Source organism: Microvenator marinus, assembly GCF_007993755.1.
GTDB lineage: Bacteria > Myxococcota_A > Bradymonadia > Bradymonadales > Bradymonadaceae > Allomicrovenator > Allomicrovenator marinus.
On record NZ_CP042467.1, the window covers coordinates 1717619 to 1730820 of the forward strand.

The 13202-nt window shown below is 55.0% G+C and carries 7 protein-coding genes; 5 read left to right on the forward strand and 2 right to left on the reverse strand.

What is annotated here, in order from left to right; translation table 11 throughout:
- Positions 1–123: 123 nt before the first annotated feature.
- Positions 124–639, forward strand: a complete 516-nt coding sequence (locus FRD01_RS07270; RefSeq protein ID WP_146958728.1) for a hypothetical protein — start codon at positions 124–126, stop codon at positions 637–639.
- Between the two features lies 1 nt (position 640).
- Here the strand turns inward: FRD01_RS07270 and FRD01_RS07275 are convergent, their stop codons facing one another.
- The gene (locus FRD01_RS07275; RefSeq protein ID WP_146958729.1) at positions 641–1414 is read right to left on the reverse strand and encodes a type III pantothenate kinase; all 774 of its coding nucleotides are present in this window, start codon (positions 1412–1414) and stop codon (positions 641–643) included.
- Between the two features lie 123 nt (positions 1415–1537).
- Here FRD01_RS07275 and FRD01_RS07280 point away from each other — a divergent pair, with 123 nt between their 5' ends.
- The 3 genes from FRD01_RS07280 to nagZ are packed head-to-tail and all read left to right on the forward strand — an operon-like array spanning position 1538 to position 4494.
- Entirely contained in the window at positions 1538–2467 is a 930-nt protein-coding gene (locus tag FRD01_RS07280) for an ABC transporter permease (protein WP_146958730.1), read from the forward strand.
- Positions 2467–3318, forward strand: a complete 852-nt coding sequence (locus tag FRD01_RS07285; protein WP_146958731.1) for an ABC transporter permease — start codon at positions 2467–2469, stop codon at positions 3316–3318. The genes FRD01_RS07280 and FRD01_RS07285 overlap by 1 nt, the downstream gene beginning before the upstream one ends.
- Before the next feature lie 12 nt (positions 3319–3330).
- Complete coding sequence (gene nagZ / locus FRD01_RS07290) at positions 3331–4494, forward strand: beta-N-acetylhexosaminidase (RefSeq protein WP_146958732.1); 1164 nt, start codon at positions 3331–3333, stop codon at positions 4492–4494.
- Here the strand turns inward: nagZ and FRD01_RS07295 are convergent.
- A complete protein-coding gene (locus FRD01_RS07295) occupies positions 4491–8222 on the reverse strand; it encodes a thrombospondin type 3 repeat-containing protein (protein WP_146958733.1) in 3732 nt (1243 codons plus the stop codon). The two genes, nagZ and FRD01_RS07295, sit on opposite strands and share 4 nt — an antisense overlap.
- A gap of 236 nt (positions 8223–8458) precedes the next feature.
- On the opposite strand from FRD01_RS07295, the gene FRD01_RS07300 reads away from it, so the two are divergent.
- Positions 8459–13129 (forward strand): PPC domain-containing protein, encoded by a 4671-nt coding sequence (locus tag FRD01_RS07300; protein ID WP_249756092.1) that lies wholly within the window; start codon positions 8459–8461, stop codon positions 13127–13129.
- The last annotated feature ends 73 nt before the right edge of the window (positions 13130–13202 follow it).

Below are 13202 nucleotides of genomic sequence, written 5' to 3' on the forward strand. Positions count from 1 at the left end.
TATCGGGGGAGAGCGACTCTTGTCAACAACCAAAGTCGACGGTTGACCAGACGGAATCGCTCCGGTAAACAAGCGGACTTCGAGCAGCCTTTTTGGGTTGTCACGGGTCATGCCGGAGGCTTCATGAATCTTGGTTACCTGACGATTATCCTTGTCGTCATCGCATTTGTTGTTTCTGCATTTGGTGCCTACGGCATCGCAAAATATGCGTTCAGAATTTCCACTGGGAAAGGCATGGGAGTACTTCTATTCCCCCCCTATACCTTCTACTTCTCGTTCTTCGAGCTACAAGAGGAAGGTAAAGAGAAGCCTATCGCTCTTTGGATGTGGGGTTTGATCACGACCATCCTAATCGTGGTTGCTTTCCTCCAACCCATTCAGTTGGTGTTGAGTGGACGTGCAGACGAGCTCAACCCTCCATCAGAAGAAGAGCTCACTAAGGCGTATGGCGCGCAGGGTACTCAGCTCGAGGAGCTACCTGATGCCCCGCCTGCACCAGAGCCCGCCCCAACTCCGGCTGCTACCAATAACGGCACCAATGGTGGCACAAACGCTGGAACCAACGCGGCGACCAACAACGCTGCAGCACCTGCCGAAGGCGCGCCCGCAGAGGCTCCCGCCGAAGCTCCTGCCCAATAAGTTAGTTCCCTAGCTCAGTCGCTTCGAAGATGAGCCTCAACCCCGTTAGGGTCAGCAGGTCGTCTACTTCATCAATACAAGTTGCCTCTTTGGCAATGAATCTTGCCAATCCACCCGTTGCAATCACAACGGTGTTAGGCCCAAGCTCTTCTTTCATTCGCTCGACGATCCCCGTCACAAGCCCCGTGTACCCATAGAGAAGGCCAGACTGAATGGCGTCGACCGTGGTGGACCCAATGACATTTCGCGGACGAGCAATCTCGACCCGCGGAAGCTTACTGGCCGAGCGGTACAACGCTTCACTTGCTACGATAACCCCGGGACTGATTGCTCCACCAAGATAGGCCCCCTCACCAGAAATGGCGTCGAAGGTTGTGGCGGTACCAAAATCCACGATGACCATCGGCCGTTTATGGCGCGCCCAGCCGGCAATCGCATTGACCAAACGGTCGGCTCCAACCTCCGAAGGGGTCTCGTAGAGCACAGGCATATCGACCTTAGCATCCTTCCCCACCACGATCGGCGTATGACCGAGATATCCTTCGCACGTCTTCGTCCAAGTATGCTCCATCGGGGGAACCACAGAACTGATGATTGAGCCGCGTATCGACTGACGGTCCACGCCCGCGTAGTGCATCAACTGACCCAACATGATCCCATGTTCGTCCGCCGTTCTGCCCCTCTCCGTCTGAACGCGCCAATGATGAACGAGCTCTTCGCCTCGGTACACACCGAGAACCGTATTCGTATTTCCAACGTCAACAACTAATAGCATTTTCATCTCCAAGAGGGCACGATAGTTGCGCTTACCCGAAATAACGCGTAGGCAGATAGATAAGCCCAGAGACGGGCATTTCGATTCACTGATATTCCTTCGATGAGCGAGTAGCAACCACGGATGGGTCGCTTTCTTCTCCGACGCCTGTTTTCCTCGATTTTCGTCATTCTTGGCGTGGTCACACTCGTGTTTGTCGCCATTCGGGCGGTGCCTGGTGACCCCATCGCATCAATTTTGGGTGAGCAGGCGCTGGACGTAGATAAAGAGGCCATGCGTCAATGTCTAGGTCTCGACAAGCCACTCTGGACCCAATACTTCGAACTATGGGGCACCGTGTTCAACGGGACACTCGGCGAGCTCTGCGACGAACGAGGGGTCACGGTGATGGACAAACTCGTCCATACGATTGGCCCCACGATGGAGCTCGCGGGCGCAAGCCTTCTCATCGCCATTTTGATCGCGTTTCCGCTCGGAATACTGGCCGCCGTTCGCCCCTACTCTTTCTGGGACAATTCCTCTGCCGTCGTGGCCCTTCTCGGGATTTCCATCCCGAATTTCTGGCTCGGTCCGATGCTCCTGATCCTCTTTAGCTTGAGCCTTCAGGCACTTCCTAATCCAGGCTCAGGCGTATTCGGCCTCTCTGCCCTGATCCTGCCTGCATTTACACTCGGCAGCGGTATGAGCGGCAAACTCATGAGGATGGTCCGCTCAAGTATGCTTGAGGTTTTGAACCAAGACTTTGTGAGAACGGCCAGAGCCAAGGGCTTGCCCAGACATGTTGTCATCGTCAAACACGCATTTCGAAACGCCTTGGTGCCTGTTGTGACCGTCTTGGGCCTGCAATTCGGGGCACTCCTCTCTGGCGCTATCATCGTCGAGAAGGTCTTCGCGCGGCCCGGTGTAGGCACTTTGCTCCTCGACGGCATCGAGGCCCGAAATTACGTCATCGTCCAGGGATGTGTGCTCTTTATCTCGATGGCCTATGTCGTGGTGAACTTTCTGACTGACCTACTCTACGGCGTGGTAGACCCACGAATTCGGTACGACTGATGTTATTCAAGCGCCCGAAAGCCCGAAGAAGAAGTCCAGCTGGTCGAGGCCTCGCCAGAGTTGGTGCCTTAATCGTGGCCGTCATGGCGCTCGCGGCACTTTTTGCGCCCTGGCTCACGCCCTACGACCTCGACATGGTGGACATCACCAAACAGCTTCAACCACCCTCATCTGAGCACTGGTTCGGAACGGACGAAAACGGGGCCGATGTGTTCACCTCCGTCATCTTCGGAGCTCGCGTCGCAGCCATCGTCGGACTATCCACGGTCCTCACCTGTTCGTTCATCGGAATCACATTGGGAGCCATATCTGGGTATTTCGGAGGCTGGATAGACGAAGCGTTGATGCGCGTGACCGAAGTACTTATGGCGTTTCCCGGCATTCTGCTTGCCATTCTGATTATTTTTGTGACTCAAGACCCGAGCCTTTTGGCGGTGGTTGGGGCACTCTCGGTCACGGGATGGTCTGGCTACGCACGACTCGTGCGCGGACAGGTTTTACTCGAAAGAGAAAAGACCTACGTAGAGGCCGCGAGGGCACTGGGTTTTCCAACCTCCCGAATCATCTTGCGCCATATCATCCCCAACGTGCTTGGTCCGGTTATTGTCCAAGCTACCTTTGGAGTCGCTGGCGCTATTCTGGCCGAAGCCTCTCTAAGTTTCCTCGGGCTCGGTCCCCAAGGGCACCCGAGCTGGGGCGCCCTTCTAGACCAGGGTGCAGCTTATTTCCTGCTCACCCCTCACCTCGCCATCTTCCCCGGGCTCGCCATCATGTTTAGCGTGCTCGGCATCAACTTCCTCGGGGACGGACTTCGAGACATGCTCGACCCAAGAGGATTACAAGACCATTGATTCGGAGTATCTGTGGAACCTTCACTCCCCTATTTCAATCCCTTTTCCCAAGACCCCAAAGATATCCAGAAAGCCATCGGCCAACTTCTGGTTGTAGGGTTCCAAGGGAGTGACGAACACCCGCCAGAGGCCATTCAGGACGCCTTGGCCGAGGGCAAAATTGGCGGCGTTATCCTCTTTCGCCGAAACGTTGCCACCTTGGAGCAGGTCTTGCGCCTTAATGGTGCTATCCACGATGCCGCGAGAGACGCGATTGCGCCTCCCTTTGTCTCGCTGGACCAAGAAGGTGGGCGAGTTGTGCGATTGCGCGATCCGTTGACTCCGATTCCACCGATGCGCGCCGTAGGGCAAACCCAGAACACATCGCTTTGCGCTCAAGTCTCTGAAGTAATCGCCACGGAAGTCGCGGCCTGTGGCTTCAACCTCAACTTCGCGCCTGTCATCGACGTAGATACCAATCCAGACAATCCGATCATCGGCGACCGAGCCTTTTCCAACGTGCCACACGAAGTCTCTCGAATGGCGGGTGCCTTCCTTGTAGGTCATTGGACTGCCGGCGTGATTCCTTGCGGCAAACACTTTCCTGGGCATGGGGATACGGACACCGATAGCCATCTCGAACTCCCCGTCTTGAACCACGCCCCAGAGCGCCTTGAAGACGTGGAACTCGAACCGTTTCGAAAGATGATTGAAGCCGATATCTCAATGCTGATGACGGCACATATTATGGTCCCTGCGCTAGACACCGTTCACCCCGCAACGCTCAGCCACGCCGTAATGACTCGATTGCTTCGCCAAGAACTCGGCTACAAAGGCGTGGTCATCACTGATGACCTTGAGATGAAGGCTGTCTCCGAGACTTACTCAGTGGAAGAAATGGTGGAGCTTGGGCTCCGTGCTGGCATCGACATCTTTCTAATCTGCCACACTCAGGAAAAGTGGGAGAAGGCCTGGGCCCACCTACTCAAACTCTCAGAAAACGAGCGCGACCGGACGCGGATTTTTGAGTCCGCGAACCGGGTGATGCGCCTAAAAAATGAAATGCTGAGTTCGTGGGCTAGGCCGTGGCGGCCAAACGCGGCGATGCTCGATGAGATTGGCTCTCAGAAGCACCTAGAGATCATGCGCCACGTGCCAAGCTTGCACGTTGGCAAGGATCCAACCGAGGCGAACTAGAGGATTACTTCCGGACACCCTTCATCGATCAGTCCGTCGCAATCATCGTCCTCGCGGTTACAAACCTCGGGCTGACGACCATCCGGACACTCAATACACTCCTCGTCAATCTCGCCGTCGCAATCGTTGTCGAGTTCGTCGCAGATCTCGTTCTCCTCAAAGCAGAAGCCAGGTCCGCAACCGTCGTCCACAACACCGTCACAATCGTTGTCAACGCCGTCGCAAATCTCAGGTGAAGGCCCATCTGGACAAGCGATACAGTCTTCGTCCACATCGCCGTCACAATCGTTGTCAACGCCATCGCAGATCTCGGGGCCTGGAACGCAAACCGCGCATCCTTCGTCCACCACGTTGTTGCAGTTGTTGTCTACACCGTCGCAAACTTCAGGCTCTGGAATACAAGCCGTCCCCGGACAACCTTCATCAACCTGATTGTCACAATCGTTGTCAACGCCGTCACACACCTCAGGCTCTGGAATACAGCTTGGAGTAGAGCAACCCTCGTCGACCTGATTGTCACAGTCGTTGTCGATACCGTCGCAGATCTCAACGGAAGGAACGCACGTGGTCGTCGGGCAACCCTCGTCGACCTGATTGTCACAGTCGTTGTCGATGCCGTCGCAGATCTCGGCCGAAGGCACACAAATCGGTGTGAAGCACCCTTCGTCTACGTCGTTGTCGCAGTCGTTATCCTGGCCGTCGCACACCTCTGGCGTTGGGACGCAACCACCACAACCCTCATCGATGAATCCATCGCAATCGTTATCGGTGTTATCACCACAAACCTCCGGTTCGCAGCCTTCACATCCCTCGTCCACCACGCCATCGCAGTTGTTATCCACGAAGTCACAGACTTCCGTGCTCGGAGTACATGTGGTCTTGCATGCGATTTCGACTTCGATGCCCACAGTGTCTCCGACATTGGCATTGGCCGCGGCTGTGGTCAGATCGGTGCAGGACTGACCTTCCAAAGAGACCACGTTATTATTGCCCAGGGTCCATCCGTTCGGTGCACCCTCTGGCACTACAGTCGTCATCGCGCCATTGAGCATCGAAACCCTCAGGCGGCTCAAGTCATCCTCCGGCTCCGGCACAAGTTGCACATCACAGCTCACAGTCAGGCTTGCAATCGTGCTGACCGCGTTGACCAATGAAGACTGATCGGTAGACGAAACCTCGTACCAATTGCTGGTTCCTCCGGCTGTCGCGAAGGTTTGCATGTTATTCTGTTCGGTGTTCGTCAGGTTGTCGAATCCTACGAAATACACAGGAACACCGTTGCCCATGTTGTATGCCGCTGTGGCTGCATTGGTGGTGTTGCCACAGCTCGAGGTTGGTGTCCCATCTGTAATCACGATCAAGGCTTTAGGACGATCGGGTGTTGGGTCGCCAGGAATGATATGCCAATTGTTTTGTAGTGAATCCTCAATCGCAGGAGCTGTAGGTGTTCCACCGTTCGCATTCCGCGTCGCGTAGCTACTCTTGAAACTTGCAGCTGTGCGCGTGAGTTGGAGGTCCAGAAGCTCTGTGATGTTGTCACAACTTCCTTGGAATGCCGCGATTCCAACATTGAAGTCCTGCAGAAGGTTGGTGTTATCTGCAAGATTATCCAAAGCTTGCTTCATGGTCTTGAGACGATAGGAACCGCCTTCAGTCGGCGAGCAAGGCGCGTCAAAGTTACCATTTCGAATTGGACACATAGACCCTGAATAATCGAGCAGGAAGTAGAGCGAAGGCTTGATTCGCGTTGCCTGAACATCGCTCGTGCTACAAATCGGCGTCGCGCCCGGCAATGGCTCACACGCGTCTCCTACGTTGTTTCCGTCGATATCTTCCTGGAATGGGTTGGCCTTAATTGGGCAGTTATCACAGACGTTTCCGAGCCCATCGCCGTCTGCATCCTCCTGTGCAGGATTTGGATTGCTCGGACAATTGTCCGAGATATCTGGAACTCCATCTCCATCGGAATCGCGATTCGCGTTGTATGGTGGTGTGCTGCACGCACTCGCGTCCTGGTTCGCGTTCGCGACATCCACGCAGTTATCACACGCATCGCCCACGCCATCACCATCGGCATCTGCCTGATTCGTATTCGCTACACCAGGGCAGTTATCTGCGTAATCGGCAACCGTGTCGTTATCGCTGTCCACGGTCAGGAATTCGCACGCATCGCCCACATTGTTGTTGTTGGCATCGAGCTGCGACGCATTGGCAACCGTTGGACAGTTATCACATGCATCACCCACACTATCGCCATCGGTATCGAGCTGATTTGTGTTGGCCACCAACGGGCAATTGTCGGCCCCGTTTCGCACGCCATCATTATCCGAGTCACCATTTGGATCCGCAGTTCCTTCACACACATCTCCGGTTCCGTCGTTATCCGCGTCTGCCTGCGCAGCATTCGCCACGTTTTCACAATTATCGCAGGCATCGCCGATGCCATCGCCGTCGATATCGCTCTGGTCGGCATTCGACACTACCGGACAGTTGTCGGTAGCGTTGGTCACACCATCGCCGTCCTGATCGCCATTCGGGTCAGAGAGGCCTTCGCACACATCGCCGGTACCGTCATTGTCCTGATCCAGCTGGTTGTTGTTTGCGATGGTTGGACAGTTGTCGCACGCATCACCGAGCCCGTCTCCGTCGCCATCCGCCTGATCCGGATTAGCGTCAAACGGGCAATTATCGGTCGCATTCAACACGCCGTCTGTATCCTCGTCGCCCGTCGGATCAAGCAAACCGTCACACGCATCGCCCACGCCGTTATTGTCCGCGTCTTCTTGTGCGAGGTTCGCAACGAATGGGCAGTTATCACAATCATCGCCCACACCATCGAGGTCTTGATCTTCCTGCCCGACATTAACGACCATCGGACAATTATCCTCGATGTCTCGAATCCCGTCTCCATCCGTGTCTCGAGTCAACGAATCGTCTGCGCACGCATCTCCAACACCATCGGCGTCCGCGTCGGCTTGGTCGAAGTTCGCAATTTCTACACAATTATCGCACTCATTTCCGATCGTATCGCCGTCGTTATCCTCCTGGCCCGGATTTGCGACCAACCAACAGTTGTCCTCTCCGTCGAGTACACCATCACCATCAGTGTCTCGCGTAGGATCTGTCGGCCTCTCGCATGCATCGCCTCGCCCGTCACCGTTGGTATCTTCTTGATCTGCATTTGCATCATCGACGCAGTTATCACAGGCGTCTCCGACTTCATCGCCATCACTATCTTCCTGGTCGGGGTTAGCGACGTCGATACAGTTATCAAACACATCGCGGACGCCGTCACCATCGGTATCCACCCATGCATCACAGGCATCCCCCACGCCATCACCGTTGGTGTCGTCCTGCTCAAGGTTTGCAACGCTTACACAATTATCGCATACGTCACCCACGCTATCGCGGTCGGCATCCGACTGGCCGGGATTCGCCACACACGGACAATTATCACGTCGATTGAGGATCCCATCACCATCCTCATCCCCGTTCGGATCCGATGAATCACACGTGGGCACTGGATCTCCGCCATCTCCCTGATCTTCATCACCCGCGTCGGACGACCCGTTGTTCATGTCGTCGCCCATATCAGGCACCGTCATATCGTCCGTGCCATTATTATTGCCGGGAGTTACACCGCTACCCGATGTATCGTCACCACAACTGGCCAAAAACCCGCCCACAACAAGGGCGCTAACCCACAGAAGCCGATGCCAATGCGTCATCTTTATTCTCACTTTTGTTCAAAAAGGACTCGTCTACTTAGAAGTATCCAAAATTTTGCATATCTACACAACGACAAAGTATTGACGGCGCGCGGCACGCAACACCACTCACCTTTCGGTCTAAAACTTCGACTTTCTGGCAGGTACAAGGCTGGTTGATTCTGATCGAAGGATCGCCTACCGTTGCACGTTCGAACATGCGCGCGCATGAACAGATTAATAAGGAACGGAATCTCATGACATTATCCAAGTTCATTCGTCTTATCGGAACGTTATCGCTCGTCGCCCTACTCGGCGCTTGCGGCGACTCTGACCCTGACACTACGTGCTCATCCGCCTCTGATTGTCCTGAAGGCTTCGACTGCACCGCAGGTGCATGTGTAGCCCCTGACAACTCCTGCGAGGCTTCAAGCGACTGCACCTTTGGTAATTATTGCGTTGCGGGAGAGTGCGTGGATGCGACATGCGCCGGCGACGATGAATGTACCGACGCTGTATGTGTCAACAATCGTTGTCGCGAAGGCTGTAGCTCGGCTGACGACTGTGGAGAAGGCGAGTCCTGCAACATGTTGACCCGACTTTGCGAGGCGTCAGGATGCACCACTGGATCATGCCCGCAGTTCCAAACATGTAACACCGAAGCATCACCTTCCGCGTGTGAATACACCGGCGATTGCAACAACGATTCGGTCTGTATCGCCTACGCGCAACAACTCAACGATGGCAACGAGTACATCTGCTCTGCAGCGCAACAACGCTGTATTGTTAAGCCAGAGTGCGGCGACGACTCAGATTGCGCTATCGGTGATATCTGCGAACCCAGAGCATCTGATGGACGACGTGTGTGTCGCCGTGGCTGCCGAGACAATGACGAATGCGGCCTTTCCCAGATCTGCTCGGCTGAACAGGGTTACCGTTGTGTCGCCGGTTGTGAGACTAGTGCGGATTGCACAGGTGAAGGACAGGCATGCTTCAACCTTGAATGTGTAGACACTTGCAACACTCGCAGCGACTGCGCGGGCATCAATGTCGGCTATATCTGCACCGGAAGCCCTCGTGTATGCCAGGCTTGCACCGACAGTTCACAATGCCCGGCATCTCAATTCTGCGATTTCACTCAGGGCAACTCCGATGATGAAGCTCAAAATCCTTCTCGCGGTCTCTGTGTAAATCTGCCACCTACTTGCCCGCCTGATGTCTACGGAAACAACGACGATATCGATAACGCGTTTGAAGTCACCACGCTTCCGTTTGAGCCAGCAGACGACGATGAGCCTAATTTCTGCAAAGAGAAGACAAACGGTGACTGGTACGAGTTCGAGGCCCAAGCAGGCGACGTCATCGAGGTTGAACTAAACTACGCTACGGCTGGTAATCTCGACGTGGCACTTCGTACGGTGGATGGTGTGGAAATCGCCTCGTCCGCACGGCCTCCTTCTGAAGATAATGGCACCGAGCTCATCCGCTATGGTACCGCCGTCGCCGGAACATTCACCGTTCAGGTTCGTGGCTCCATCATCAACGACAGCGCCCCCTACCAGATTCGAATCTCTTCTACACCGGCTCCTGCATGTGTCGCCGACACCTTCGAGCCAAACAACTCAATTGCAGAAGCGGCAGAATTGGCGGCCGAAACTGACGTCACCGCCCAGGTTTGTGGCGAGGATCCTGACTTCTACACGCTGGACGTCATCGACAACCAAATCGTAACCATCCGTGCAGCAGCACCAGCTCGCCTCGGTGACATCGACCTCGTCTTGCGTGACGCCGCTGGCGATATCGTGGCTCAAGCGTTGACCGGCCAAGATGTAGAGCAAATTCAATACGTCAATGACGTAGCTCAGGTTCTCACGCTCGAAGTCCGCGTCAGCACCAATGCCGGATACGTTGATTATGAGCTCGAGTGGTTCCAACGCGACAACCAATGCTCGGACGATTTTGAGACCAACGACACGTGCGGCACCGCGAACGTACTTACTGCAGGCACCTACACAGACCTCGCCGTTTGTGCCGACTCTGATTACTATGCGGTAGACCTTCTTCCCCTCCAAACTGTGACATTCCGAGCCATCTACGACCCAGCCGTCGCAGCGGGCGACTTGGATATCACCCTCTTCGGACCAAACGACTGCTCCACATTCATCACCACAGAGACGCGTGAAACCATCCCCAACTCGACTCAAGTTGCAGAGACCATCACGTACACCGCCAACGTGGGAGGGCGTTTCAACATCCTCGCGAACCTCTTCGCCGGAATCAACGTGCCCTACGCGCTTGAAGTCGACATCCAAGATGGTCCGCCTTGTGTGGATGATTCACGAGAGCCAAACAACTCAGGAACCGAAGCTACGGTGATCCCAATCGCAGACGCGCGACTCGGAACCGACAATGTCATCACCGGGCTTCGCGTCTGTGACACCGATTCCGATTGGTTCGCAATCGACCTCGAAGAAGGAGACGAGATCCGTTGGGACATCACCTTCGACAACGCGCAGGGTAACCTTGATGCATTCATCATCGCCCCAGACCAAACCACCGTTTTGGCAGCCGGCGACTCAGACGCGGACACCGAGTCCGTGACCTACAGTGTGGCCACCGGAGAAGCAGGAACTTACTACCTTCGAGTGGAAGGCAAAGACCCTGCACGCAACACCTACTGGCTCCTAACCTACGTCAACGGAACTGGCCCAGCTGACCCAGCATGTCCAGACCCTTTCGAGAACAACGATTCGGCTGGAGATTCTAGCCCCATCGGCACGGGCTCTTACGGTCTCCTCGTCTGTACCGGTGATGATGACTGGTTCGAGTATGATATCCTTGCGGGTGAGACCATTCAGATCGATCTCACGTTCCCTCATAATCAGGGCAACATCGACCTCTTCCTATACGGAAACAGGTCCACCACCTCCACGGTGGCCGAGTCTCGTTCGTTCTCGGACAACGAGTCCGTGACCTACACGTCACCTAGAGATCAAACGCTCAAATGGCGTGTAACGACGTCCACAAACAACGTCCAAGCCCCTTACACCATGGACGTCACCACCACGCCGGCACCTGGGTGCGTGGACGACGCGTTCGCTCCAAACGGTGATTCAAGCAGTGCCCCAACCATTGATGTACCAGGCCTCTACCGCGCCCTCTCGTTCTGCGAAGGCACGGAAGACTGGTTCCAAGTTCAACTCGAAACCGAGCCGTTTGAGGCATTCCTGAACTTCACACATAACGTGGGTAACCTGGACATCACGGTTTACGACTCAACCATGACCGAGGTCGGAACTTCGACCACCACATCGGACGATGAGTCTGTTCAGTTCACGCCAGCAGCAGCCGGTGCCTACTTCATCCGCGTGTTCTCGCCAGAGCGAGCAAGGGTCTCTTACGATCTGATGCTCTACGCCAACGGCGTGGGACCTGCAGATAGAGTGTGCCCCGACGAGTTCGAAAACAACGACACGTTTGTAACGGCAAAGGCACTACCGCTCGGCCTCACGGAAAACCTGCAGCTTTGCAACGGCAACCCAACAGACCCGGACTACTACAGCGTGTTCGTACCCTCAGGTGCAACTCTAGATGTAGAGGTACTTTTCGCCCACACAAACGGTGATATCAACGCGCGTCTTTACCGACAGAATAGCTCGAGCACGGTCGTCAACTCGTCAACGTCTCAAACAGACAACGAGGAACTGACCGCCACAAATTCTGGAACCGGTGAGAACTACATCATCAACATCTACGGAAACGGAACGTTCAGGAGTGACTACGACCTCGAAGTCTCGCTTTCGTTTACCGGAGCATGTCCAGATGACACCGTGGGAGCTCCAGCACTCGCTGACGCCACCACAGCAGTAGGTGTAGAAGCGCTCGACGCTCTCTACCTCTGCGAAGGCACCGAGGACTGGTTCCAACTTCCAGCATCAACCACAGAACTCGTCATCAACCTAGAGGTCAACAACCTCCTCGGTAACGTAGACATGGAAGTGGTCGACTCCTCGGGAACCGTTGTGCAAACAAGCGCCGGAGATACAAACCTCGAGGAACTCAGTGTCACAGGACTTAGCTCGGCTGAGACCTATTACTTGCGTGTCTTTCCGAGAAATGGTGCGTTCTTCCGCAACGAGTACGACCTCTGGATCTCGGCAAACTCAGTTGAGCCAGCGATTCCGTATTGCCCAGACCCGTTCGAGCGAAATGACTCAATCTCGGGCGCAGCCACGCTCTCAAACGCGGTAGTGAACCTAATCGACACTAATGCATGCGGTCCAGATATCGACTGGTATGCATACAATGTCACTAACGCGAACACCGACTACCGTTTGCGTGCATTCTTCGACCACGTCGATACCGAAGCTGACCTGGCCATCGAAGTTCGCAACGCGGCTGGTACGGTCCTTATGAACGCGTCCGCCAACTCCTCAACAAATGACGAAGCGCTGACCTTCAGACCAACCGCAACAGGCACCCACTTCATTGGTGTTAGCAATGACGCCGGAAGCACTACGGAGGTTCCTTATTATCTCCACGTGAGCCGAGACAGCACTTGGTCTGCCGCATTCAGTTGCCCAGACGATCAGTACGAACCAAACAACACACCTGCTCAGAGAGCAACTCTCACGCAAGGTGGAGTCTACGCGATGGCTTCATGCCCAGGCGCAAACAATACTCAAGATGACTACTTCCTCTTCCGAGCACCAGAAGCCGGGACGTGGAATTTGACCATCATGTATGAGGCGACGGATATGACGCCCATCGTTCAAACCATCGCGAACGGGACCTTCAGTGATATAGCCTTTGTAGATAATCGCCACGAAGCTTCGTTTGTCATGAATGCTAACGACACCGTCCAAATCTACTTGGGCAATGGTGGTACTGAGTACGGTCCGTACATCTTGAAGCTTGAGAAAGAATAGCCCCCGGTAGAGCAGGGCGATGTCCTCCTCGAATGGCATCCCGGCAAGAAACCAACAAAGGCGAGAACGTTGT